Annotated in this window: 19 protein-coding genes; 8 read left to right on the top strand and 11 right to left on the bottom strand. The window is 75.7% G+C overall.

The genetic code is table 11. From position 1 onward, the window contains the following. Positions 1-11: 11 nt before the first annotated feature. Positions 12-410 carry a roadblock/LC7 domain-containing protein gene (locus ACZ3J7_RS00400; protein ID WP_014139340.1) on the bottom strand — a complete coding sequence of 133 codons (399 nt, stop codon included), beginning with the start codon at positions 408-410 and terminating at the stop codon, positions 12-14. Next, positions 407-3,112: a sensor histidine kinase gene (locus ACZ3J7_RS00405; RefSeq protein WP_465615266.1), complete on the bottom strand. Its 2,706-nt coding sequence runs from the start codon at positions 3,110-3,112 to the stop codon at positions 407-409. The genes ACZ3J7_RS00400 and ACZ3J7_RS00405 overlap by 4 nt, the downstream gene beginning before the upstream one ends. Positions 3,113-3,496: 384 nt before the next feature. Between ACZ3J7_RS00405 and ACZ3J7_RS00410 the strand changes: the two genes are divergently transcribed. Both ACZ3J7_RS00410 and ACZ3J7_RS00415 read left to right on the top strand, forming a co-directional pair. Continuing rightward, positions 3,497-5,317, top strand: coding sequence for an AMP-dependent synthetase/ligase (locus ACZ3J7_RS00410; protein WP_465615268.1), 1,821 nt, complete (start codon positions 3,497-3,499; stop codon positions 5,315-5,317). A 151-nt stretch (positions 5,318-5,468) separates the two neighbouring features. After that, complete coding sequence (locus ACZ3J7_RS00415; protein ID WP_465615270.1) at positions 5,469-6,602, top strand: polysaccharide deacetylase family protein; 1,134 nt, start codon at positions 5,469-5,471, stop codon at positions 6,600-6,602. 104 nt (positions 6,603-6,706) lie between these two features. On the opposite strand, the gene ACZ3J7_RS00420 is transcribed toward ACZ3J7_RS00415, so the two are convergent. Together ACZ3J7_RS00420 and ACZ3J7_RS00425 are read right to left on the bottom strand one after the other, a co-directional pair. Beyond that, on the bottom strand, positions 6,707-7,504 hold the full coding sequence (locus tag ACZ3J7_RS00420; protein ID WP_465615272.1) for an SGNH/GDSL hydrolase family protein: 798 nt from the start codon (positions 7,502-7,504) through the stop codon (positions 6,707-6,709). Between the two features lie 249 nt (positions 7,505-7,753). Beyond that, positions 7,754-8,347 carry a hypothetical protein gene (locus ACZ3J7_RS00425; protein ID WP_465615274.1) on the bottom strand — a complete coding sequence of 198 codons (594 nt, stop codon included), beginning with the start codon at positions 8,345-8,347 and terminating at the stop codon, positions 7,754-7,756. Positions 8,348-8,584: 237 nt separating this feature from the next. On the opposite strand from ACZ3J7_RS00425, the gene ACZ3J7_RS00430 reads away from it, so the two are divergent. Then, positions 8,585-9,757 carry an exonuclease SbcCD subunit D gene (locus ACZ3J7_RS00430; RefSeq protein WP_465615276.1) on the top strand — a complete coding sequence of 391 codons (1,173 nt, stop codon included), beginning with the start codon at positions 8,585-8,587 and terminating at the stop codon, positions 9,755-9,757. A gap of 25 nt (positions 9,758-9,782) precedes the next feature. Further along, the gene (locus ACZ3J7_RS00435) at positions 9,783-12,821 is read left to right on the top strand and encodes an AAA family ATPase (protein ID WP_465615278.1); all 3,039 of its coding nucleotides are present in this window, start codon (positions 9,783-9,785) and stop codon (positions 12,819-12,821) included. 40 nt (positions 12,822-12,861) lie between these two features. Here ACZ3J7_RS00435 and ACZ3J7_RS00440 read toward each other — a convergent pair whose 3' ends face one another. The 4 genes from ACZ3J7_RS00440 to ACZ3J7_RS00455 form a co-directional block, all read right to left on the bottom strand. Continuing rightward, positions 12,862-13,689 carry an alpha/beta fold hydrolase gene (locus ACZ3J7_RS00440; RefSeq protein ID WP_465615280.1) on the bottom strand — a complete coding sequence of 276 codons (828 nt, stop codon included), beginning with the start codon at positions 13,687-13,689 and terminating at the stop codon, positions 12,862-12,864. A gap of 3 nt (positions 13,690-13,692) precedes the next feature. After that, positions 13,693-13,920 (bottom strand): hypothetical protein, encoded by a 228-nt coding sequence (locus ACZ3J7_RS00445; protein ID WP_465615281.1) that lies wholly within the window; start codon positions 13,918-13,920, stop codon positions 13,693-13,695. 121 nt (positions 13,921-14,041) lie between these two features. Beyond that, positions 14,042-14,464, bottom strand: a complete 423-nt coding sequence (locus ACZ3J7_RS00450; RefSeq protein WP_465615283.1) for a secondary thiamine-phosphate synthase enzyme YjbQ — start codon at positions 14,462-14,464, stop codon at positions 14,042-14,044. Between the two features lie 223 nt (positions 14,465-14,687). Beyond that, positions 14,688-14,963, bottom strand: coding sequence for a hypothetical protein (locus ACZ3J7_RS00455; protein WP_465615285.1), 276 nt, complete (start codon positions 14,961-14,963; stop codon positions 14,688-14,690). Between the two features lie 727 nt (positions 14,964-15,690). Between ACZ3J7_RS00455 and ACZ3J7_RS00460 the strand changes: the two genes are divergently transcribed. From ACZ3J7_RS00460 to ACZ3J7_RS00470, 3 genes are all read left to right on the top strand, one after another. Continuing rightward, positions 15,691-17,871 carry a bifunctional glycosyltransferase/CDP-glycerol:glycerophosphate glycerophosphotransferase gene (locus tag ACZ3J7_RS00460; protein ID WP_465615287.1) on the top strand — a complete coding sequence of 727 codons (2,181 nt, stop codon included), beginning with the start codon at positions 15,691-15,693 and terminating at the stop codon, positions 17,869-17,871. 238 nt (positions 17,872-18,109) lie between these two features. After that, positions 18,110-18,781, top strand: coding sequence for a lysophospholipid acyltransferase family protein (locus ACZ3J7_RS00465; protein WP_465615289.1), 672 nt, complete (start codon positions 18,110-18,112; stop codon positions 18,779-18,781). A 122-nt stretch (positions 18,782-18,903) separates the two neighbouring features. After that, positions 18,904-19,566 carry an NADPH-dependent F420 reductase gene (locus ACZ3J7_RS00470; RefSeq protein ID WP_465615291.1) on the top strand — a complete coding sequence of 221 codons (663 nt, stop codon included), beginning with the start codon at positions 18,904-18,906 and terminating at the stop codon, positions 19,564-19,566. Positions 19,567-19,628: 62 nt separating this feature from the next. Here the strand turns inward: ACZ3J7_RS00470 and ACZ3J7_RS00475 are convergent, their stop codons facing one another. Continuing rightward, the gene (locus ACZ3J7_RS00475) at positions 19,629-20,687 is read right to left on the bottom strand and encodes a nuclear transport factor 2 family protein (protein ID WP_465615292.1); all 1,059 of its coding nucleotides are present in this window, start codon (positions 20,685-20,687) and stop codon (positions 19,629-19,631) included. A 123-nt stretch (positions 20,688-20,810) separates the two neighbouring features. On the opposite strand from ACZ3J7_RS00475, the gene sigJ reads away from it, so the two are divergent. Beyond that, positions 20,811-21,716 carry an RNA polymerase sigma factor SigJ gene (gene sigJ / locus ACZ3J7_RS00480; RefSeq protein WP_465615294.1) on the top strand — a complete coding sequence of 302 codons (906 nt, stop codon included), beginning with the start codon at positions 20,811-20,813 and terminating at the stop codon, positions 21,714-21,716. Between the two features lie 9 nt (positions 21,717-21,725). On the opposite strand, the gene ACZ3J7_RS00485 is transcribed toward sigJ, so the two are convergent. Then, entirely contained in the window at positions 21,726-23,528 is a 1,803-nt protein-coding gene (locus ACZ3J7_RS00485) for an ABC transporter ATP-binding protein (protein WP_465615295.1), read from the bottom strand. A gap of 189 nt (positions 23,529-23,717) precedes the next feature. Further along, positions 23,718-24,491 (bottom strand): SDR family NAD(P)-dependent oxidoreductase, encoded by a 774-nt coding sequence (locus tag ACZ3J7_RS00490; RefSeq protein WP_465615297.1) that lies wholly within the window; start codon positions 24,489-24,491, stop codon positions 23,718-23,720. Positions 24,492-24,963: the final 472 nt, after the last annotated feature.

Consider the following 24,963-nt stretch of genomic DNA (forward strand, 5'->3'; position numbering starts at 1 on the left):
TGGCAGCGTGGTCAGGTCCTCGGTTCGGCGGCCAGGTGCTCGCCGACGCGCTTGACCAACAGTGCCATTTCGTAGGCTATTTGGCCCACATCGGATTCGGCGTCGCTGAGTACGGCCAGACAGCTGCCGTCGCCCGCGGCGGTGATGAACAGGAAGGCCTCGTCCAGTTCGACCATGGTCTGCCGGACGCCGCCGACCTGGAAGTGCCGTCCGGCGCCCTTGGCGAGGCTGTGGAAGCCGGCGGCGACCGCGGCGAGGTGTTCGGCGTCCTCCCGGCCCAGGCCGCTGGAGACGCCGGTGGCCAGGCCGTCGCTGGACAGGATCACCGCATGCCGAAGGGTCGCCACCCGGCCGACCAGGTCGTTGAGGAGCCAGTCGAGGTCCCCGGACGGCGGTGTTGTTGCGGTCATGATTCGGTTCCTTCTGCTGGTGCGGGCGGTGCGGGCGGTGCGGTCGGCGTCTGGTGCGCCGGCGGGACGGAGCGGGTGGGCGCGGAACGGGTGGGCGCGGAGCGGATGGGGGCGGCGGGCAGCGCGGGCGGCACCGGCGCGGAGGGCAGCGCGACCCGCAGCCTGGGCGGCTGCCCGGGGAGCGGCGGCCGGACGGGCGAGGGCCGTTCGGGGGCGCGCCCGGCGTCGTCCGGGTCGGGCTCGGAGCGCACCACGGTGAGCGAGGCGGGCTGCAGCCGGTCGCCGCGGCCCCGGGCGAAGCCGCGCTGGAAGGAGGCGAACGCGGAGCGGGCCTCCTCGGGGTCGCGCTCGCGGGCCGGTCCGGCGGCCTCGGCGGCCTCCGGCTCGGCGCCGGGCCGCAGTTGCGGCGCCAGGTTGGCCTGCCGGACCCGCTTGGGCAGCAGTCCGCCCGCGACGGGGGTGAGCGCGGGCCCGGCGGCCGGCGCGGCGGAGGGGACGGCCGAGGGGCCGGCGGGCAGCGCGGGCCGTCCGGCGTCCTCCTCCGGGCGGCGGTGGCGCCCGGTGCCCCCGGCGGTGGCGGCCTCGGCCTCGGCGGCCTGCGCGGTGCCGCCGGTGCGCCGCCGGGGCAGCCCGCCGGGCGTGCCGGCGGGTTCGGCGGTGGACGGCCGGGGGCCGCCGAGCGCGGCGGGGGCCGGGGCGGCGTGGGCGCCGCGGCCGGTGGTGCCGCCCGGGGCCGGGGGCCGCCGGTGGGTGCCGGTGTCCTCGCCGCTCTGCCGGGGGGCGTCGGGCGCGGTCTCGACGGTCTCGGCGAGCAGCTCGCGCGGGATCAGCACGACGGCGGAGGTGCCGCCGTACGGGCTGGGCCGCAGGTGCACCCGGATGCCGTGCCGGCGGGCGAGCCGGGAGACCACGAACAGGCCGAGCCGGTCGGTGTCGGCGAGGTCGAACTCCTGCTCCACGGCGAGGCGCTGGTTGATGTCGGCGAGGTGCTGCTCGCTCAGGCCGAGGCCGCGGTCGTCGATCTCCAGGCAGAAGCCGTGCGCGACGACCTCGCCCTGGACGGTGACCTGGGTCTGGGGCGGGGAGAACACGGTGGCGTTCTCGACGAGTTCGGCGACCAGGTGGGTGACGTCGGCGACGGCGGCGCCGAGCAGGCCGGTGCCGGGGAAGGGCCGCACGTGCACCCGGGCGTAGTCCTCGACCTCGCCGACGGCGGCGCGCACCACGTCGACCATCCGGACCGGCTTGCGCCAGGCGCGGCCGGGCGAGCCGCCGGAGAGGATGATCAGGCCCTCGGCGTGGCGGCGCATGCGGGTGGTGAGGTGGTCGAGCCGGAAGAGGTCCTCCAGCTCGCGCGGGTCCTCGGTGCGGCGCTCCATGGTGTCGAGCAGGGTGAGCTGGCGGTGCAGCAGCACCTGGGAGCGGCGGGCCAGGTTGACGAAGACGGCGGAGACGCCGCGGCGCAGTTCGGCCTGTTCGACGGCGGCCTCGACGGCGACCCGCTGGACCTCGTTGAAGGCCCGGCCGACCTGGCCGATCTCGCCGGTGCCGAACTCGAGTTGGGGCACTTCGGCGACGACGTCGACGGCCTCGCCCCGGCGCAGCCGGAGCATCACGGAGGGCAGCCGGGTGGCGGACAGGTCGGCGGCGGCGTTGCGCAGGCCGACGAGTTCGCGCACCAGGCGGCGGCCGGTGCGGTAGGAGATGACGACGGAGAGGACGACGGCGGCGAGGCCGATCAGGCCGGCCGTGCCGCCGCGCACCAGCGCGTTGACGGCGTTGTCGCGGGCCTGGTCGCCGATGTCCCCGGCGAGCCGGGAGTTGATCGCGTCGATGTCGGCGAGGACCTTGTCGGCGGTCTCGCCCCAGGAGTCGACGGGGCCGCCGCGCACTTCCACCGCGCGGTCGGCGGCCTTGTCGAAGCCGTTCTCGGCGGCGGTGAGCCAGCTCCAGTCCTGGCCCATCCGCAGCGCGTTGTAGGCCTGCCGGTCCGGGGCGTCGAGTTCGGCGACGTAGATGCGGAACAGCGCCTGCTGGGCGTTCATGGCGTCGAGCGCGACCTGCTGCTTGCGCGGGTCCTGGGCGCTCGCCTCGCTGCCGGCCCGCAGGGCGCGCATCGCGGCGGTCTCCTGGGAGAGGTACTCGCCGGCCCGGGAGAGCTCGACCAGGATGGTGCCCCGGCGGGGCAGCGCGCCGCTCTGCTTGGCGATGAAGGAGGAGCGGAACGCGAACACCGGGGTGATCAGGTCGCTGTAGTCCTTGAGGGCGCCGTCCCAGCTCTGCCGCTGCTGGCCGATCTGGCTGCGGATGGCGCCGAGTTGGTCGGCGACGGCGAGCACGTCCTGGTAGCGGGCGCGCTGGTCGGCGTCGAGCTTGCCGGCGTCGTGGCTGCCGCCCTGGTAGCGCAGCAGTTGCAGGTCGCGGTCGGTGGCGGTGCGGGCCTTGGTGTAGGCGGCGGCGTAGTCGGCGTTGCCGGGGGCGGCCAGCCGCAGGACGGCGGCGGAACGTTCCTGCTGGAGGTCGTAGGCGTACTGGTCGGCGGGGTCGCCGAAGGCGGTGTACGTGGAGCTGAGGTCGAGCTGGTTCCACACGTCGCCGGTGGTGACCAGCGTGGCGTACACCCACAGGCCGCTGAGCGCCGCGATGGGCACCAGGAGCAGCGCGACGATCCTCGCGCGGATCGAGCTGCGGCGCAGGCGCATACGGGTCCTTAGTGGTCCTCGGGCGGGAAGGCCGCCGGACGCGGGTGGGCGGGCGCGGGTGGGTGCGCCGGGGGTGGAGGGTGGTCGGGCGCGGGGTGGGGCGCGGGCGGACAGGGGTGGGTACGGGCGGATTCGAGAGCCGCGAGCCTACTACTTCCTGACCACCCGTTCGTAGGGTGGAAGTGCATCGTGATCGGCTGTTGTCCGGATCGTCCTCGAATTTCCCCACCGGCCCGCGGGACGGCCCCCACCTGCGGCGCTGCGGCCGATGCGGGGTGTCGTCGGTCGGTGACTCTGGGCAGCGCCGCGCCGATCCGGTAGCTTCGCGAGTGCCGCCTCGGCTGTGCGGGCCGCGGGCGGGGGGACGGCGGGATCGGGGGGACGGTGCGAGAGTTCAGCAGTCCCGCGCTCGGGGGCGGGCCGACCGGCGGGTTGGCGGACTCGGTGTTCGACCGGGCGGAGCGGGAGCCGCGGCTGGTGCACTCCTCGCGGTGGGTGGACGGGGCGTGGGTGCCGGTGACGGCGGCGCGCTTCCGGGACGAGGTGCTGGCCCTGGCGAAGGGCCTGTTGACCCGGGGGGTGCGCTACGGCGACCGGGTCGCGGTGATGTCGTCGACCCGCTGGGAGTGGACGCTGTTCGACTACGCGCTCTGGTCGGTGGGGGCGATCCCGGTGCCGGTGTACCCGACGGCGGCGCCGGACCAGGTGCGCTGGATCCTGGCGGAGACCTCGGCGGTGGCCTGCGTGGTGGAGGACGAGGACCAGGCGATGACGGTCGGCGCGGTGTGCGACGCGCTGCCGGAGCTGACCGGCATCTGGCAGCTGGACCGGGACTGCGTGGCGCAGCTGTCGGCGGACGGCGCGGGCGTGCCGGACGCGCTGGTGCACCGTCAGCGGCTGGGGGTGACGCCGGACTCGATGGCGACGATCGTCTACACCTCGGGCACCACCGGCCGTCCCAAGGGCTGCCTGCTGACCCACGGCAACCTGGCGTCGGTGGCGGACAGCATGCTGGAGGGCTGGGCGGAGGTGTTCCACGACACCCGGGGCGAGCAGCCGGCCACGCTGCTGTTCCTGCCGCTGGCGCACGTGTACGGGCGGCTCACCCAGGTCGCGGCGGTGCGCGGCGGGATCCGGATCGGCCACCACGCGAAGCTGTCCTCGGACAGCCTGCTGCCGGCCCTGGCGGCGTTCGGGCCGACCTTCCTGCACGCGGTGCCGTACGTGTTCGAGAAGATCCACCGCCGGGCCCGGGAGGCGGCCGAGGAGGCCGGGCGGCTGGAGCTGTTCGTCCAGGCCGAGCGGGTGGCGGTCGAGTGGGCGGCGGCCTGGGAGCGCCGGGCGCACCGGCGGGGTCCGGGCCCGTCGCCGGCGCTGCGGCTGCGGCATGCGGCGTACGAGCGGATGGTGTACCAGCGGGTGCGGGCGGTGCTGGGCGGCCGGGTGCGGGCGGTGATGTCGGGCGGGGCGACGCTGGGGCGGGAGTTGGGGCTGTTCTTCGCGGGCGCGGGCATGACGGTGTACGAGGGCTACGGGTTGACCGAGTCGGCGGCGGCGGTGACCGCGAACCCGCCGAGGCGGCCGAAGTTCGGCACGGTGGGCCGCCCGGTGCCGGGGTCGACGGTGGCGATCGCGGAGGACGGCGAGGTGTGGGTGAAGGGCCCGGGGGTGTTCTCGGGCTACCTGAACCACCCGCGCTGCTCGGACGAGGCGCTGTGCCGGGGCTGGTTGGCGACGGGTGACCTGGGGGTGCTGGACGAGGACGGCTACCTGACGCTGACCGGCCGGAAGAAGGAGGTGATCGTGACCTCCAGCGGCAAGAACATGGCGCCCGCGGTGCTGGAGGAGCGGGTGCGGGCGCACCCGCTGATCGCCCAGTGCCTGGTGGTGGGCGACAACCGGCCGTACCTGGCGGCGCTGATCACGCTGGACGCGGTGGCGCTGGCGCACTGGCTGCGGGCCCGCGGGCGGCCGCCGATGGACGTGTGGGAGGCGCTGGTCGACCCGGAGCTGCACCAGGAGGTGCAGCGGGCGGTGGGGGCGGCGAACACCTCGGTGTCGCGGGCGGAGTCGATCCGGGCGTTCCGCCTGCTGCCGCGCGAGTTCTCGATGGAGGACGGGCTGCTGACGCCGTCGTTGAAGATCCGGCGGGCGGCGGTGGCGGAGCGCTACGCGGAGGACATCGAGGAGCTCTACGCCGGTTGACCGATCTCCCGCGCCGGTTGGGCGATTCCGCTTGACCACCGGGATTGGTCCAGTCCATTGTGTGCTCCGGCCTGGTGCGGCAGGGCCCCCACCCGACCCCCGCCCCTCCGGGAGTCGCTCCTCCGCCCGTCCCCCACACTGGAGTTGACCCGTGCTCAGTTCCGCCCGCCGCCGTCTCGCGGCCCTCGCCGTCACCGCCGCGCTGGCCTCGCCGGCCATCGCGCCGGCCGCCCGCGCGGACGTGCCGACCGCGCCGGCCGCCCCGGTCGCGCCGAACCTGGTCACCAACCCGGGCTTCGAGATCCCCACCCTGCCGCTGGCCGACTGGGGTTCGATCCCCGGCTGGCACTGCGCGCCCGGCGAGGGCGCGGTCACCGCCGCGGCCCGCACCGGCTCCGCCGCGCTGACGGCCACCCCCGCCTCGGCCGACTCCACCGCCCGGTGCGCGCAGACCCTCGCGGTGCGCCCGAACACCAGCTACACGTACAGCGCCTGGGTGCGCGGCTCGTACGCCTTCCTCGGCGCCACCGGCACCGGCCACGACGTCCCGCCGGCCTGGACGGCGTCCACCGGGGACGGCTGGCAGCGGCTGAGCACCTCGTTCACCACCGGGGCGGGCACCACCTCGGTGCAGCTGTACGTGCACGGCTGGTACGGGCAGGGGCCGATCGCGGTGGACGACGTCTCGGTGACCGGCGACAGCCCGGCGCCGGTGCCGCTGACCAGCAGCGCGCCGACCGCCGACCCGGTCGTCTTCATCACCGTCGACGACGGCTGGGCCCGCACCCCGGAGGCCCTGCGGCTGATCGCCGACCGGAAGGTGCCGGTGACCGCGTTCCCGCTGCCGATGCCGGAGGGCTTCGAACCGGAGTACTTCAGCCGGGCCACCGCCGTGCCGGGTTCGTCGATCGAGGACCACAGCGTCTCGCACCGCGACCTGACCGGCCTCTCCCTGGCCGAGCAGCAGGCCGAGATCTGCGACGCCCGGGACGCCGTGACCGCCCGCTACGGCACCGTCCCGACGCTGCTGCGCCCGCCGTACTTCGCGGCGAACGACGACACCCGGCAGGCCGCCGCGAACTGCGGCATGAGGTACCTGGTCACCGCCAACGCCGACTTCGGCTGGGGCGCCTCGAACACCTCCCACCCGGGCGGGGCGCTGCAGGCCGGCGACATCGTCATCCTGCACTTCACCGACACCCTGGCCGCCGACCTGCAGCGCGCGCTGGACGCGGCCGACCGGGCCGGCCTGAAGCCCGCGCCGCTCGCCGCGTACCTGCGCTGACCGCGGGTACCCGGGAAGGACGCCGGTGGCCGGGCTCCTCGCACGAGTCCGGCCACCGGTCATCCCGTCCGTCCCCACGGACGTCCCGCGCTACCGCCGGCGGGTCACGCGGCGGCGCTGAACAGCGGCAGGTAGCCGCCGGCCTGGCCGCTCGCGTTGGGGTGGTAGCTGTCGCTGATCGGCAGCGAGGTGCTGTTCAGCCACTGGGTGGAGGACCCGCAGATCTCGTGCCCGGCGAACGCCGAGCGGACGTCCTTGAAGGTGAACCCGGCGTCCGCCGCCTGCTTGGCGATCACCGTGTCCAGGGTGTCCGCGGCGCCGTTGATCGCGGTCCGCTTGGTGTTCGAGATCCCGAAGATGCAGGTGCCGGGCACCTGGTAGAGGTGCGGGTAGCCGAGCACGACCACCTTGGCGTTCGGGGCCTTCGCCCGGATCTGCCCGTACAGGCCCGCCAGCTTGCCCGGCAGCGTGTTGGTGGCGTAGCTCTTGGCCGTGTTCACGGCGCTCAGGCAGGCGCTCTCGCTGTCCAGCACGCAGGTCTGCATGGTCGAGGCGAACCCGGCGTCGTTGCCGCCGACGGTGATCGACACCAGCGTGGTCGAGGAGTTGAGCACCCCCAGCTGGTTGGCCGCCACGTCCCCGGTCCTCGCCCCCGAACAGGCCACGAACGCGAACGAGGTCGGCGCGTGCGCGGCCTTCCACAGGTACGGGTACGCCTTGGTGCTGCGGCTGCAGCTGCCGCTGTCGCCGGTGTAGCTGCCGGAGCCGACGCCCGCCGAGTACGAGTCGCCCAGCGCGGCGTAGTTGACGCCGGCGGCGCTCGCCTGGGTGGCGGCGGCGAGGGTGGTGACGGACAGCGCGGCCGCGGTGAACGCGACCGCGACGGCACGGATTCTGGGCATCGAACCTCCAGTGAGTGACGCAGGCCACACATTGGATACCAGCCGGTAGCCTCGTGGGGAAGCGGTCATGCCAAAGAAATTGACGAACGCTCACCGAACACGACCCGAACGCGCGCTACGCGCGCAGACCCATCCCTGACCTGGGCTGCGGGAATCCACCCGCCGACCCCTCCACCACCCCTACCCCCGGGTAGCCGCCTCCGGCGCACCACCCCCCGGCACGTCCCCCGGCCCGCGCCCCGCGCGCGCTCAGCAGAACCGGCAGCCCCCGGGCGGCAGTTCCTCGATCGTCTCGTCCGCCCGCGCCGGTACGCCCCAGCGCGCGACCGCCGCCGCGACCGCCGCCCGCGCCTGCCGCAGGCCCGCCGGACCCCAGCCGAGCAGCTCCACCGCGAGGCCCGGCGCCACCAGCAGCCGCCGGTAGTGCCGCCCCGAGGCCGGGTCCGGCGCCGACGGGCCCGCCCCGCGCAGCGCCGCCGCCATCCGCACCCGGGCGCACTCGTGCCCGCCGTTCGCCGACCCCACCCGGTCGTACAGGTACCCGAGGTAGACCGGCCCGCCGATCACCGCCTGCGCCTCCTCCCCCGCCTCCCGGGCCAGCGCCCGCCCCGGGTCCCCGGCGTCCTCCGGCTCCAGCGAGCCGCCCGGCAGGCTGACCACGCCGTCCCGCGGGTTGACCAGCGTCAGCACCCGCCCGTCCGGCGCGAACAGCCACCCCCAGGACTGCTTCACCGTCAACCCGGCCGGCACCGGCTCCCCCGGCCGCCACGGCCACCCCGCGTTCGGCCGCCGGCGCACCCGCCCGAGCAGGTCGGAGATCTCCGGGCTGTACTCGATGCCCATCCCGCTCCCTCCGCTCTCCCGGCCGCCCGCCGCACCATCTGATGATCTTCCCCGAACACCCGACCGATGAACAGCCCCGACCGCCACCCGGGTCACCGCGTCTGCTACGGGCCCCGGCCCCCTCCGCCCGGAGGGCGACCCGGCTCCCCCGGGGCGGTGTCCGGCACCTGTGATACTCGTAAGCCGGAGCCACCGGAACGACGAGGAGTGACGGGACATGCCGCGGGGAGCGTCCGAGTGAAGCTGCTGCACACCTCGGACTGGCACCTGGGGCGGTCCTTCCACCGGGAGAACCTGCACGGGGCGCAGCGGGCGTTCCTGGACCACCTGGTGGCGACCGTCACCGCCGAGGGGGTGGGGGCCGTCCTGGTCGCGGGCGACGTCTACGACCGGGCGCTGCCCGGGCTGGAGGCCGTCGAGCTGTTCGACGAGGCGCTGTGGCGGTTGGCCGAGCTGGGCGTGCCCGCCGTGTTCATCTCCGGCAACCACGACTCGGCGCGCCGGCTGGGCACCGCCGCCCGGCTGATCGACCGGTCCGGCATCCACCTGCGCACCGATCCGGGCGCGCTGGCCGAGCCGGTGCTGCTGGCGGACGAGCACGGCCCGGTGGCCGTGTACGGGCTGCCCTACCTGGAGCCGGCCCTGGTGCGCGAGCGCCTGGGCGTGGCGCGGGGCGGCCACGAGCAGGTGCTGGCCGCCGCGATGGACGCGGTCCGCGCCGACCTGGCGACCCGCCCGGCCGGGACCCGCGCCGTGGTGCTGGCGCACGCCTTCGTGACCGGGGGCGCCGCCAGCGACAGCGAGCGGGACATCGCGGTCGGCGGCGTGCAGTCGGTGCCCGCCGAGGTGTTCGACGGCGTGCACTACGCGGCCCTGGGCCACCTGCACGGCTGCCAGACGCTGGCCCCGCACCTGCGCTACTCGGGCTCCCCGCTGGCGTACTCCTTCTCCGAGGCGGACCACGAGAAGTCGACGTGGCTGGTCGAGCTGGACGCGGCGGGCGCCGTGGAGGCCCGCCGGATCCCGTGCCCGGTGCCGCGCCGGCTGGCCCGGCTCCGGGGCCGGATCGACGACCTGCTGGCCCGCGAGGAGTACGAGTACGCCGTGGACCGCTGGGTGCAGGCCACCCTGACCGACCCGGTCCGCCCGGCCGACGCGATGGAGCGGCTGCGGGCCCGCTTCCCGCACACCCTGCAGCTGCTGTTCGAGCCGGAGGGCGGCGAGCGCGCCGACGGCGCCTCGTACGCCCGGCGGGTACGCGGGCGCAGCGACCGGGAGGTGGTGGAGGGCTTCGTCGCGCACGTCCGCCCCGGCCGGGAGCTGGCCGGGGACGAGCGGGCCTGGCTGCTGGAGGGCCTGGAGTCGGTGCGCCGCACGGCGGCCGACCGGGCCGAGGAGAGCGCCCGATGACCCCCACCACCGCGAAGGGCGCCCGATGAGGCTGCACCGGCTCACCGTCACCGCCTTCGGCCCGTTCGCGGGCACCGAGCGGATCGACTTCGACCTGCTCTCCGCGGCCGGCCTGTTCCTGCTGCGCGGCGCGACCGGCGCGGGCAAGAGCAGCGTGCTGGACGCGGTCTGCTACGCGCTGTACGGCGAGCTGCCCGGCACCCGGCGCAGCAACGGGGTGCGCAGCGACCACGCCGCCCCGGGGCTGCGCACCGAGGTGGTGCTGGAGGCGACGCTGGGCGGGCGGCGGCTGGAGGTGACCCGCAGCCCGGAGCAGTGGCGGCCGAAGAAGCGCGGCACCGGCCTGACCGCGGACAAGGCGCAGACCCTGCTGCGCGAGTGGGCCGAGGACGCCGGGACGGGCGGGCCGGGCTGGGTCGCGGTCAGCAGGTCGCACCAGGAGGTCGGCGAGGAGCTGACCCGGCTGCTCGGCATGAACCGCGAGCAGTTCTGCCAGGTGGTGCTGCTGCCGCAGGGCGACTTCGCCCGGTTCCTGCGGGCCGACTCCCGGCAGCGCGCCGAACTCCTCGGCCGGCTCTTCGACACCGGCCGGTTCGAGCGCTTGGAGCGCTGGACGGCCGAGCTGCGGCTGCGCCACGAGCGCGAGGTGCAGGGCGCCCGGCAGCGGGTGCACGCCCTGCTGGCCCGCGCCGAGGAGGCCGCCGGCCCGCTGGCCGCCGCCGGGTCCGAGGCCGCCGCGCACCGCCCCGAGCCGGACGCGGCGCCGGCCGAGGTGCTGGCCTGGGGGGCGCTGCTGCGGGTCGCCGCCGCCGAGCGGGCCGAGTCCGCCGGGCTGTGGCTGGCCGCCGCGGCGGACGCCCGGGCCGCCGCCCGCGACCGGCTCGCGGAGCAGCAGGCGCTGGCCGAGCGGCAGGACCGCTACCACCGGGCCCGGCAGGAGCTGCTGCGGCTCACCGACGCCGCCGCCGGTTCGGCCCCGGCCCGGGCCCGGCTGACGGCGGCGCTCGCCGCCGAGGCCCCGGCCCTGCTGCGCGCCCCGCACCGGCAGGCCGAGGAGGCGCACGCCGCCGCCCGGCAGGCCGAGCAGGCCCGCCGGGCCGAACTGGCCGCCCGCGCGGCGGCCGCCGGCTGGTCCGGGCCGCTCGACACCGCCGACGACCTGCTCGCCGTCGAGGGCGCGGCCCGCGCCGAGGCGGGCCGGCTGGAGGCGGCCGGCGCGGACGAGGCCCGGCACGGCGAACTGCTGGCCGAGCGGGCCCGGTTGGAGCGCCGGCGCGGCGACGCGGACGACCTCGCCGACGAGGCCCGGCGCTGGCTGGAGGCCTTCGAGGAGCGGCTCGGCCGGCTCCAGCGGGAACGCGAGGCGGCCCGCGAGGCCCGCGCCGAACTCGACCTGCTCGACGCCCGGCAGGGCGAGCTGACCCGGCGCCGGCAGGCGGCGGCCCAGCACCTGGCCCTGCTCCGCGAGCACGCCGGGGCCGAGGACCTGGTCCGCGCCCTGACCGGCGCCGCGCAGGACGCCCGCCAGCGCGCCCTGGACCTCCAGGAGCGCCGACTCGCGGGCATGGCCGCCGAGTTGGCCGCCGCCCTGACTCCCGGCGACCCCTGCCGGGTGTGCGGCTCGCCCGAGCACCCGGCCCCCGCCGCGCCCTCGGCCGGGCAGGTCACCGCCGAGGACGAGCGCCGCGCCCGGGCCGACCAGCACCGCGCCGAGGACGAACTCGCCGCCGCCACCGTCCGGGTGGGTACCATCGCGGCGCGGGCGGCGGCTGCCGAGGCCGCTGCGGGAGGCCGCAGCGTGGACGAACTCGCCGCCGAGGCGGATGAGTTGGCGCAGCGGCGGCGCTCGGTGCTGCAGGCGGCGGAGCGCTGGCTGCCGCTCGGCCAGCAGCTCGAACAGCTGGAGCGCGACGGCCGCGCCCGCCGCGAACAGCTCCGCCAGGCGGGCGAGTTGACCGCCCAGCTGACCGGCCAGCTGAACGCCCTGACCACCGAACTCGCCGCCCTGGACGGGCGGATCGCCGCTGCCCGGGGCGACGCCCCCTCGGTCGCCGCCCGCACCGCCGCCGTCACCGCGCTGGCCGCCGCCGCGACCGCCGCGCTGACCGCCGCCCGGGCCACCGGGCACGCCGCCGACCGCCGCACCGAGACCGCCGAGGCGCTGCGCCGGGCCGCCCTCGCCGCGGGCTTCGCCGGTCTGCCGGATCTCGACGCGGCCGTCCTGCCCCCGTACGAACTCGACGCGTTGAAGCGGCAGTTCAAGCAGCTCGACGCCGACCTGGAACTCGCCTCGGGCCGGCTCGCCGATCCCGTGCTGCGGGCCGCCGCCGAGCTCCCGCCGGCCGCCGCCGAGCCGGCCCGCGCGGCGGCCGCCCGGGCCGACGAGGTGCTGGCCCGGGCGCACTCGGCGCACGACTCGGCCCGCCGCCGGGTCGCCGACCTGGCCCGGATCGGCCGCGACCTGGCCGCGCTGGCCGCCGAACTCGCCCCGGTCCTCGACGCGTTCGCCCGCACCAGCCGGCTGGCCGCGCTGCTGGCCGGCGCCCCCGCCGAGAACGCGCTGCGGATGCGCCTGGAGTCCTACGTGCTGGCCGCCCGCCTGGAGCAGGTCGCCGCCGCCGCCAGTCAGCGCCTGCTGAAGATGTCCGGCGGCCGCTACACCCTCGTCCACAGCGACGGCCTGGTCTCCGGCACCAAGCGCTCCGGCCTCTCCCTGCACGTCGTCGACGCCTGGACCGGCCGCGAACGCGACACCGCCACGCTCTCCGGCGGCGAGTCCTTCTTCGCCTCCCTCGCCCTCGCCCTCGGCCTCGCGGACGTCGTCACCGACGAGGCCGGCGGGATGCCCCTGGACACCCTCTTCATCGACGAGGGCTTCGGCACCCTCGACGAGAACGCCCTCGAAGAGGTCATGGACGTCCTCGACTCGCTGCGCGAACGCGACCGCGCCGTCGGCATCGTCAGCCACGTCGCCGACCTCCGCACCCGCGTCCCCGCCCAACTCCTGGTCCGCAAGCACCGCACCGGCTCCACCGTCCACCACACCACCCGCGAGGACGCCTGACGGCGGGCCCCGGCGCCGCCCCGGGGCGGCGCCCCCGCGCTCAGCCGCCGACCGCGCGCCGCTCCCCCTCGGCCAGGAAGTCGGTCGCCAGGCGGCCCCAGCTCCGGACGTCGGCGAGGGTGCGCGAGACGTGCAGGCGGGCGCCGGGGAGGTGGGCGGCGAGGGTGCGGGCGGTGCCGAGGGGGTGCAGGGGGTCGGTGTCCCAGGCGAGCAGGAGGGTGGGGTGGGGGAGGTCGCGGAGGGCTTCGGGGGCGGGGAGGTCGGAGTCGGCGGCGGCGCGCATGGCGGCCGGGAGGAGGGCTTCGGGGAGGTCGAACTCGCTGGTGTACTGGGGGACTTCGGCGAGGACGGCGGGCGGGCCGGCGAGCCGGGCGGCGGTGGTCAGGGCGCCGGCGCCGCGCCGTTCGACCAGGGTGGCGGCGGCCCGCAGGGCGCTGCGGCGCGGAGCCCGGGCGGCCCAGGCGACGGCGGGGACGGCCAGCACCAGGCGGTCGAAGCGTTCGGGGCGGGCCAGCGCGGCCCACAGCACGGTGGCGGCGCCCATGGAGGCGCCGAGCGCGGTGACGGGCGCGTCGGGCGAGAGGTGGTCGCAGAGGGCGAGCAGGTCCTCGGCGAGCGAGGGGTAGCGGTAGTCGTCGGGCACGGCCCGCCCGGTGGAGTCCCCGTGGCCGCGCGCGTCGTACCGGGCCAGTCGGCGGGTCCGGTCCAGGCCGGTCCAGTCGAACAGGCCGGCCCGGCGTTCGTGCGCCCGGCTGGAGAGCGCCCCGTGGGCGTGCACGGCCAGCGGGCCGGGCCCGCCGGTGACGGTGTAGGCGAGGGTGGCGTGCGGCCGCTCGATCCGGCCGCGGAGGGCCTCGGCGGGCCTCATCCGTCAGCCGGAGCAGGCGGCGCGCTGGGCCTGCTGCCAGGTGCAGACGGGGCACAGCGGGCTGCCGGGGGCGTCGGCCGGGTGCTCGGTCGGCTCGCCGCACAGCACGCACGCGGCCCGTTCGCCCGGCCCGCCGGGCCGCAGTCCGCGCAGGGCCTGCTCGGGGTCGGCGGACACCTCGCAGACCTGTTCGGGTCCGTTCCCGGCCGCCGTCGACTGCTGTTCTCCCATGCCGTCCAGGGTACGCCGGGCCCCGCCCGCGGGCGGGGCCCTTCCACGGGTCGGACGGGCCCCCGGCGGTGGGGCGTTCCACGGGGCGGCCACGGGACGCCTGCGGGGCGCCTGCGGGACGTCAGCCGAGGAAGGAGAGCCGGAGGCTGCGCCGCGGGTTGTCGCCGTTGGTGTCGATCAGGACGACGGACTGCCAGGTGCCGAGGGCGATCCGGCCGCCGATCACGGGCAGGGTGGCGTGCGGGGCGACCAGGCCGGGCAGCACGTGGTCGCGGCCGTGGCCGCGGCTGCCGTGCCGGTGGTTCCAGCGGTCGTCGGCGGGGAGCAGTTCGCGCAGGGTGGCGAGCAGGTCGTCGTCGCTGCCGGCGCCGGTCTCGATCACGGCGATGCCCGCGGTGGCGTGCGGGACGAAGACGTTGAGCAGTCCGTCGCGGCCGTCCGCGACTTCCCGGAGGAAGGCGTGGCAGCGGTCGGTGACGTCCAGGGCGACTTCGTCGCGGCCGGTGGTGATGTCGAGCGTCTGGGTGTGGAAGGTGTCGGACATGGAACCATCCTGGCCGATCTTGGTGCGCCTCCCGCTAGGGGTGACGGCCGAACGCCACCCGACCGCCAGGGTCCCGCCAGGGCGCGCCAGCGGGCCGCCACCGTGCGCCACGGCGGCGGGAGGGTACGACGAAGGCCCGACGGACTTCTCCCGGTCCGTCGGGTGCCGGCAGCCGACCTCGGCGGGCCACCGGGTGCGCTCGCGCGTCCGGAGGCCCGCCGGGTCAGCGGCGGCTGCCGAAGAGGCTGCGCTTCAGGCGGCGCAGCGGGGCCATCAGGGAGACCCGGGCGCTGCGGCGCGGCGAGGCGGCGGCCGCGGGGGCGCTGGGCCCGCGCGGGGTCAGCTCCCTTATCAGGCCGAGGGCCTCCGCCGTGTCCACCGCGGCGAGCGCGGGCGCGCCGAGGACGGCCAGGTGCCGGTCGATCCGGCGGCCGGTCGTGCCGACGCCGCACTGGATCGCGGGCACCCGGGGCCGCGGTCGCACTTGCATCTGTTCCATCTGTATTCCCACCCCTACGAGGCGCCAGGGCCGTGAGGCGAAGACTATCCGGCTACGACGGCCTTCACACAACCGTCCTGGTGTTCTGCCACCGTATCGTGCGAACGGAACTGACGCCCCACCAGGGCCCGCCGGTCTCGGTCACGACTGCGCATCGGTTGATGGTGCACCATCCAAGCACCGCGCGCTCGGCGCACCCCGGCGCGAGACCGTCGCGGCCACGACATCCCGAGTTCAGAAATTGAACACATACGAGGGATTGACGTGGCTGAAACCTCCAAGCAATATCTGTATCGACACGGGATCGCCGGGAACACCCACCCATCCCCGGTCGGGTGATTTCGAGTATGAACGAACCACCCGACCATCCCGTTACCCTTCCGACACCACGGTGAGTCACTGTCCGGCCGTCTCGACGCTGCGGCGGCCCGACTCCGACGTGGTGGACGGACCGGCGGTCGATCGTTGAGGGTCGGTCGGACCGCCAACCGGACTGCCGGTGCCGCCGCTCCTACGGCGCGGCACCGGCGGTCGCGTTTCCCCGCCGTCCGCGGCACCCCGGTCACCCCGACCACCTGCGCCCGGGGTGCCGCGGCCCCGGCACCGGGCCCGCCGGCCCGCCCCGGGCCCCGTCCGCTCCCAGGGAGCCCCCAGCCCGGCTCGGTAGAGTGTCCGTACCGGGCGCCCCGCCGGCCGCCACCCTCGTCCCTTCGCGGAGTGAACGCACGTGCCACCCCTGCTCAGCATCGTCCTGCCCGTTCACGGCGTGGAGCGCTTCCTGCCGCAGTGCCTGGACTCGCTCCGGGCCGAGGGCGCCGCGCCCGGCGAGGTCGAGCTGATCGCGGTGGACGACCGCTCCCCCGACAACTGCGGCGCCCTGCTGGACGCGCACGCGGCCCGCGACCCCCGGACGCGGGTACTGCACCTGACCGAGAACCAGGGCCTGGGCGGCGCCCGCACGGCCGGGCTGGCCGAGGCCACCGGCACGTACGTCTGGTTCGTCGACAGCGACGACTGGCTGCCCGAGGGCAGCATCGACGCCGTCCTGGCCGAACTGCGCGCCGAGACCGCCCGCGAGCTGCCGGCCGACGTGCTGCTGACCGACTTCACCCACGTCTACCCCGACGGCGGCCGCGAGCCGAACCCGTGGCGCAAGGTGCTGGCCGGCTCCCCGCTGGTCTCCGGCTGCACCGCCGCCGAGCACCCGGCGCTGTTCAACGCCGTCCTCGCGGTGTGGAACAAGGTGATGCGCCGCGACTACCTGCTCGGCCTGGACGTGCACTTCGGCCGCGGGCACTACGAGGACATCTCGGTCACCTACCCGCTGCTGCTGGCCGCCGACCGGCTGCTCTACCTCGACCGGCCCTGCTACAACTACCGGCGCGGCCGCCCGGGCGCGATCACCGCCACCGCCTCCGCCAAGCACGCCGACGCCTTCGCCCAGTACGACGCGATCTTCGCCTTCCTGGAGCGGAACGACCGGGCGAACGCCCTGCGCACCCTGGTCTTCGACCGCACCGTCAAGCAGGCGCTCACCGTCTACGACACCCCGGGACTGGTCCCGCCCGAGCTGCGCGCGGAGTTCTTCGCCCGGATCACCGGCCACTTCGCCAAGCACCGGCCGGCCGGCTACCACTACCCGCCCGGCGTGCGCGGCGTCCAGTACCGGCTGGCCGCCCGCGGCTCCCGGCGCGCCTACGCCGAGCTGCGGCGCGGCGGCCGGCTGCCGGGCGCGGTCAAGCGCGGCACCAGGGCGGTGGCGCCCGGCGTGAAGAAGGTGGTCCGCGGCGGGGCCCGGCTCACCGCGTACAACACCTTCAAGCGGCTGCCGATCGACGAGAACCTGGCGGTGTACGCGGCGTACTGGCACCGCGGGTACGCCTGCAACCCGGCGGCGATCTACGCCAAGGCGAAGGAGCTGGCGCCGCAGGTGCGCGGGGTGTGGGTGGTGGAGAACGCCGAGCGGGCCGCCACGCTGCCCGCCGGGGTGCCGTACGTGATCGTCAACACGCCCGCCTACCTGAAGGCGATGGCCACCGCCAAGTACTTCGTCAACAACGTCAACTTCCCGCACGCGATGACCAAGCGCACCGGCAGCGTGCACGTGCAGACCCAGCACGGCACGCCGCTGAAGGCGATGGGCATGGACCTGGTGGACCGGCCGCTCGCGGCGGACGGGATGGACTTCGAGCGGCTGCGCGAGGTGGTCGGGCGCTGGGACTACCTGGTCTCGCCGAACCCGCACACCAGCCGGCACTTCGCCCGCGCCTTCCCCGGCACCTACCAGATCCTCGACACCGGCTACCCGCGCAACGACCGCCTGGCGCTGGCCACCCCCGGGCAGTGCGTCGACGCCCGCCGCGCGCTGGGCATCGCCGACGGGCAGCGCACCGTGCTGTACGCGCCGACCCACCGGGAGTCCCGCGGCGGCTACCTGCCGCTGCTGGACCTGCCCGCGCTGGCCGAACGGCTCGGCTCCGGCTGGACGGTGCTGGTGCGCACCCACTACTTCCACGACGGCGGCGCGGGCGACCTGACCGCCGGGCCGGGCGCGGCGACCCTGCTGGACGTCTCCGACCACCCAGTCGTCGAGGACCTCTACCTGGCGGCGGACGCACTGGTCACCGACTACTCCTCGATGATGTTCGACTACGCGGTGCTGGACCGGCCGATCGCCGTGTACGCCCCCGACTGGGAGGAGTACCAGGAGGTCCGCGGCGTGTACTTCGACCTGATGAAGGAGCCGCCCGGCGCGGTCACCACCGAGCAGGACGCGCTGGTCGCGGCGCTGCTCGCGGGCGACCCGGAGCCGGAGGCCCGGCGGCGCTTCCGGGAGCGGTTCTGCCCCTGGGACGACGGGCGGGCCGCCGAGCGGGTGGTCAGCCGGATCTTCCCGGTCCGCGGCTGACCCGACCCCGCCGTCTCACCATGTGAGCAGGCGGCCGTCCACGAGGCGGGCGTGACAAGGATCGCAGCGCCACGGCGGCGCCGGGTGTGGACGGACCGCGGGGTGCATGTCGTAGTCTGCGATCCGTTACCCAGCGGTCCGGCCCCGTACCGTGCCGCGCGCCCCGCCCCCGCGGCGGGCCCCCGGCCGGGGACGCTCCCCGGCCGGATCGTCTGTCCGGCCAGGGAGGGCCAACACCGTGATCGACCTCGTCACCAAGCTCGTGCTCAAGCCGCTCGCGAAGGCCCTGTACCGGCCGACGATCGAGGGCCTGGAGAACGTGCCGCGCAAGGGCGGGGTGATCCTGGCGAGCAACCACCTGTCGTTCGTCGACAGCGTGGTCATCCCGCTGGCCGCGCCGCGCCAGGTGTTCTTCCTGGCCAAGGCCGAGTACTTCACCGGCACCGGCCTCAAGGGCGCGGTGTCCCGGTTCTTCTTCACCCACGTGATCAACGCCGTCCCGGTCGAGCGGGGCAGCGTCCGGGCCGCCACCGCCTCGCTGGACGAGGGCCTGGAGATCCTGAACTCCGGCCGGGCCTTCGGCATCTACCCGGAGGGCACCCGCTCGCTGGACGGCCGCCTGTACCGCGGCAAGACCGGCGTGGCCTGGCTGGCGCTGACCGCCGGCGTCCCGGTGGTGCCGGTCGCGCTGGAGGGGCCGCAGCACATCCTGCCGGTCGGCAAGCGGATCCCCCGGCTGCGCAGGATCAGCGTGCGGTTCGGCGAGCCGCTGCACTTCGACGAGCTGCACGGCCAGGCCCGTTCGGCCAAGGCCCGCCGCCAGGTCACCGACGAGGTGATGGCGGCGATCCACGCGCTGTCCGGGCAGGAGCTGGCCGAGCAGTACAACGAGTCGCCCAAGGCCGCCTGACGCTCCGTCGGGAGACTTCCGCCCGTCCGGGAACAACCGGGCGGGCGAGCCTGTTCGGCTTCCTCGCGGGCCCTTCCTCCCCGGGCTCGCGACACGGACCCGAGAGGCACGGAGAGCGTTCCATGAAGATCGGCATCATCGGCGCGGGCAACATCGGCGGCAACCTGGCCCGCCGCCTCACCTCCCTCGGCCACCAGGTGGCGGTGGCCAACTCGCGCGGCCCCGAGACACTGGCCGACCTCGCCGCCGAGACGGGCGCGACGCCCGTGCCGGTCGGCGAGGCGGCGGCGGGCGCGGAGCTGGTCGTGGTGACCATCCCGCTGAAGAACGTCCCCGACCTGCCCGACGACGTGCTGGCCGGCGCGGCCGAGGGCTTCGCCGTGCTCGACACCAACAACTACTACCCGCGCCAGCGGGACGGCCGGATCGCCGCCATCGAGGACGAGGGCCTGACCGAGAGCCGCTGGGTCGAGCGGCAGCTCGGCCACCCCGTGGTGAAGGCCTTCAACGGCACCTACGCGCAGGACATCCTGGACGCCCCGCGCCCGGCCGGCGACCCGGAGCGGATCGCCCTGCCGGTGGCGGGCGACGACCCGGCCGCCAAGGAGCTGGTGCGCGGGCTGATCGACGCGCTCGGCTTCGACACGGTCGACGCCGGCGGCATCGACGACTCCTGGCGCCAGCAGCCCGCGACGCCGGTCTACGGCCTGCGCGCGGGCGTCGAGGCCGTCACGAAGGCGCTCGCCGAGGCCTCCCCGGAGCGGACGGCCGACTTCAGCGCCTGAGGCCCGCCGCCCGGCCCGCTCCTCCCCCGGCGCGGGGAGCGGCGGGCCCGGGCGGCGCCGGTTCAGTAGCCGATGGCCTCCCGCAGCAGCAGGACGGTGCCGCGGGCGAGCCGGGGCGGGGCGTGCAGCACCAGGAGCTGGTTGACGGCGGCGGGCGCGCCGTACGCCTCCCGGCTGCGGGCGTCCTCCAGCGGCAGGGTGTGCTCGTGCACCCGGCGCAGGGCGGCGGGCAGGTCGGGGACGAGCTTCTGGGCGCCGACCACCCAGACGGCGTGGCCCGCGCCCCCGCCGTGGGCGGGCAGCTGGCTGCCGGAGGCGGAGGCGAGCACCAGGGCGCCGGTCTCGACGAGGGCGTTGACGCTGCCGAGGACGACGTCGGGGGTGGCGAGCAGGCGGCGCAGCTCGTCGGCCTCGCGTTCGCGGTCCATGGCGAGCAGGCGGGGCTTGACCGCGCCGGGGCGGCCGTCGACGTCCTCCTCGATGCCGGAGAGCCGGAGCGTCTCGCTGGCGGTGGTGAGCACGCTCGCGCCGTCCGGGAGGAGCGCGCGGACGCGCTCGCGGGCGGCCGCGGCGTCGTCCAGGACCTCGACGGCGAAGCCGCGCGCGGCGAGGGCGGCGGCGGCCCGCTGGAGCCGGTCCTCGGTGGCGGGGGCGGCGGGGTCGGGGCGGGTGGTGCCGGGGGCGGTGCCGGGGGCGGTGCCGCCGAGCGGGCTGGTGTCCAGGTAGCGGATCTCGTAGACCCGTTCGGTGAACCGCCAGCCTTCCGGGGTGCGCCGGTAACGGTCGTGGTAGACGGCGTGGTTGACGCCCTGCCAGCCGTCGCGGAGCCGGATCAGCTCGTACATGTGGGCCCGTCCGGTGGCGGTGTCGCCGTCGATCCGGACGGTGCCGGGGTGGGTGTTCTGCACGAAGAACTCCCACTGCTCCTGGAGTCTCTCGCCGCCGGCCCGGATCTGCTCGGGGCCGGTCAGCTCGATCGGCACGTCGGGCATCCGCAGCACCCCGTCGGGGGTGAACAGCGCCGCGAGCCGGGGGCGGTCGCGCATCATCACCGCGTCGGTGAACTCGGCCTGCAGGGCCTGGATCTCGACCCGGTCCGCGACCGGCTGGAAGTCGTTCATCGCTCTCTCCGTTCGGTTGTCCACCAGTACGACGAAACGGCCCGCCGACGTGTGAGGTGCGGGCCGCTGTCACGTTCCGGGGCGCTGTCCGGTCTACGGGGGGACGGAACGAGGAGGAGCGGCGTGGAGGAGACCGTGGACGGACGGCGGGACGAGGTCCTGCGGGTGGTGGCGGCCGAGCGGCGGCGGCTGACCGACGTGGCGTACCGGCTGCTGGGTTCGCTGGCCGACGCCGAGGACGTGGTGCAGGAGGCGTACGCCCGCTGGTACGCGATGGCGCCGGGGCGGCGGGCGGAGGTGGTGGCGCCGGGCGGCTGGCTGACCACGGTGGTCGGGCGGATCTGCCTGGACCTGCTGGGCTCGGCCCGGGTGCGGCGGGAGCGCTACGTGGGCGAGTGGCTGCCCGAGCCGGTGCCGGGGGACGGCCCGGGGCGGGGCGCGGACGGGGACCCGGCGGACCGGGTCACCCTGGACGAGTCGGTGCACATGGCGTTCCTGGTGGTGCTGGAGTCGATGACCCCGGCCGAGCGGGTCGCCTTCGTGCTGCACGACGTGTTCGGCTACCCGTTCCCCGAGGTGGCGGTGGTGGTGGGCCGTTCGGCGGCGGCCTGCCGCCAGCTGGCCGTCTCGGGGCGCCGCCGGGTCCGGGCGGCGGCGCCGTCGACCGCCCCGGCGCCGGTGCAGGGCGCGCTGGTGCGGGAGTTCAAGCGGGCCTGGGAGGCGAAGGACGTCCGCGCGCTGGTGGGGCTGCTGGACCCGGACGCGACCGTGGTCGCGGACGGCGGCGGCCTGGTCGGCGCGCTGCTGGAGCCGCTGACGGGCGGGGAGCGGATCGCCCGCACGGTGGCCGGGTACGGCGGGGCGCCGGCCGGCACGGTGCTGGTGGAGTGCCCGGTGAACGGCCGCCCGGGGCTGGTCGCGCGGGTGGCCGGGGTCACCGTGGGCGTGTTCGCGTTCGACGTCGTCGGGGACCGGATCGCCCGGGTCTGGGTGGTGCGCAACCCGGAGAAGCTGCGGCCCTGGGGGTGAGCCCCCGGCTCAGGCCGCGGGCACCGGGAGCGCCTCGCGGCGGACCAGCGCGGCGTAGCGGCCGTCCCGGGCGAGGAGCTCGTCGTGGGTGCCGAGTTCGGTGATCTCGCCCCGGTCGAGGACGGCGATCCGGTCGGCGTCCCGGACGGTGGAGAGCCGGTGCGCGATGGTGAGGGTGGTGCGGCCGGCGGCGAGGGCGTCCAGGGCCTGCTGGACGGCGTGCTCGGTCTGGTTGTCGAGGGCGCTGGTCGCCTCGTCCAGGACCAGGATCGGCGGGTTGCGCAGCACGGTGCGGGCGATCGCCAGGCGCTGCTTCTCGCCGCCGGAGAAGCGGTAGCCGCGTTCGCCGACCATGGTGTCGTAGCCGTCCGGGAGCGCGGCGATCATGTCGTGGACCTGGGCGGCCCGGGCGGCCTCGACGAGTTCGGCGTCGGTGGCGTCGGGCTTGGCGAAGCGCAGGTTGTCGGCGACCGAGGCGTGGAACAGGTAGGTCTCCTGGGAGACCACGCCGACCGCGCGGGCCAGCGTCTCGAAGGACAGCTCGCGCACGTCCACCCCGTCGATCAGGACCCGGCCGGCGGTGGCGTCGTACAGCCTCGGCACCAGGTAGGACAGGGTCGACTTGCCGGAGCCGGTCTCGCCGACCACGGCGAGCGAGCCGCCGGCCGGGACGGTCAGGTCGATGCCGGACAGGGTGGGGCGGTCCTGGTCGGGGCGGTAGTGGAACTCGACGCCCTCGAACCGGACGTCGCCGCGGATCCGCTCCAGGTGGACGGGGTGCTCGGGCTCGTCGATCTCCACCGGCAGGTCGAGGTACTCGAAGATCCGCTGGAACAGGGCGAGCGAGGTCTGCACCTCCACGCCGGTGGACAGCAGGCTGACGGTGGGCCGGAACAGGCCCTGCTGGAGCGAGACGAACGCGACCAGGGTGCCGAGCGAGACGATCGGCGCCCCGGCGGCGGAGGCCAGGCCGGCCGCCCAGTAGATCAGCGCGGGCATCGCGGCCATCACGATGCCGATGGTGGACATCCGCCACCGCCCGGCCATGCTGGCGCGCACCTCCAGTCCGGCCAGCTCGTCCGACTGCTCGGCGAACTCGCGGGTCAGCGAGTCGGAGCGGCCCATCGTGCGGCCGAGCAGGATGCCGCTGACCGACAGCGACTCCTGGACGGCGGAGGACAGCCCGGCCAGCCGGCGCTGCCGCTCACCGGTGATCTTCTTGCGCTCGCGGCCGACCCGGCGGCTGATCCAGACGAACACCGGGAGCAGCAGCAGCGAGACGACCGTCAGCCGCCAGTCGAGCGCGACCATCGCGGCCACGCTGGCGACCACGGCGGTCAGGTTCGACACCAGCGAGGTGGCGGTGCCGGTGACGGTGGCCTGCATGCCGCCGATGTCGTTGGCGATCCGGGACTGCACCTCGCCGGTGCGGGTGCGGGTGAAGAACGCCAGCGACATCCGCTGCAGGTGCCGGTAGACGGACGTCCGCAGGTCGTGCATGACGCGCTGGCCGACGGTGGTGGAGATCAGCGTCTGCAGCACGTTCAGCACGCTGGTGACCACGGCGGCCGCGATCATCCCGAGCGCGAGCAGGCTGAGCAGCCCCGTCCGCCCCTGCGGTATCGCGGTGTCCAGCACCGCGCGCAGCAGGAACGGCGTGACCACCGACACCACGGCGGACGCCGCGACCAGCAGTCCCACCAGACCCAGCCGCCCGGCGTAGGGGCGGAAGAGCCGCAGGATCCGCCGCACCTGGGCGGGTTCCCTCCGCTGGCCCTCGGGCGGCGTCCAGTCGATCCGGTTCGGTTGCACGGGGACCTCCTGGGGGTCGGTGTAGGGGTGACGGGCCGAGCTTAGCGAGCCTTGCTCATCATTAGCAAACCTAAACTTCTCGGCATTCCCGCCCCGCCACCCCCGGCACCCCCGCACCGGCCGCCCCGCCGCCGGGCCCCCGCCGCCGGTTCCTCTGTCGCCGGGCCCCCCGCCGCCGGGGCCGCTCCGCTAGGGCTTGCGGTAGTCGCGGCCCGCCGTGTTGGAGACCTTGCCGAGGCCGCCCGGCGGCAGCAGCTTCGCGGCGGCGACGGCCGCCTTGTAGCGCTTGCTGGGGACGCAGAGCGGGCGGTTGCGGGCCAGGTCGCGCAGCGAGTCGTCGACGACGCGGTCGGCGGTCAGCCAGCCCCAGGCCGGGATGGAGGAGGTGCCCATGCCGGCCCGCTGGTGGAACTCGGTGCGGGTGAAGCCGGGGCAGAGCACCTGCAGGCGGACGCCGCTGCCGGCCAGGTCGCGGGCGATGCCGAGGGTGAAGTTGACCACCCAGGCCTTGGTCGCGCCGTAGGTGCCGCGCGGCAGGAACGCGGCCACCGAGGCGACGTTGACGACCGCGCCGAAGCCGCGCTCGCGCATGCCGGGGACGGCGGCCGTGGTGAGCCGCAGCACCGCCTCGACGTGCACCTTCAGCATGTCGAGCTCGTCCTGCACGGGAACGTCCAGGTAGGTGCCCCGGTGGCCGAAGCCGGCGTTGTTGACCAGGACGTCGACGGGGCGGGCGGAGTCGCGCAGGCGTTCCTCGACGGCCTCGATGCCGGCCTCGGTGGCGAGGTCGGCGGTCAGCGTCTCGACCCGGACGCCGTGGCGGGCGGTGAGTTCGGCGGCGGACGCGGCGAGGCGTTCGGTGTCGCGGGCGACCAGCACCAGGTCGCGGCCGTCGCGGGCCAGGCGGTTGGCGTAGGCGGCGCCGATGCCGGCGGTGGCGCCGGTGATGAGAGCGGTGGTCATGGACCCGACCGTACCGGGCGGTAGCCCGACACCGCATCGACCGACCGGCCCACGGACGCCTCGGCCCTTCGGGCGACCCGGACGGCGTCGGCGGCGCGCCCCGCCCCGGCGTTCGTCCGATCACCCTACGGTTTCGGGCAGCGCCGCCGTCCCACGCGGCGCCCCATCCCTTCCAGGAGAACTGATGTCCGTTCGGCTCCACGCTCGCTCCATAGAAGTCGCACCGCCGGCCCGCCCCCGCCCCCCGCGGCACTGACGGCCCGGCACCGCCTTCGCACGCCCGGGCCCGCCCCTCCCCACGGGGCCGGGCCCGACGCGCGTCCGGGGACCGGCGGCGCACCGGCCGCCGCCCCCTACTGACCGGTCAGTAAATCCGGTCGGACGCCTTGACGGCACGTCAGACCCTCGGGATTCTCGGGAGACCGCACACCGGACGCCCCACCAGCGCCGCCTCCCCCGAGCCGAGAGGTGA

The sequence above is a fragment of the Kitasatospora sp. NPDC015121 genome (genome assembly GCF_055562955.1).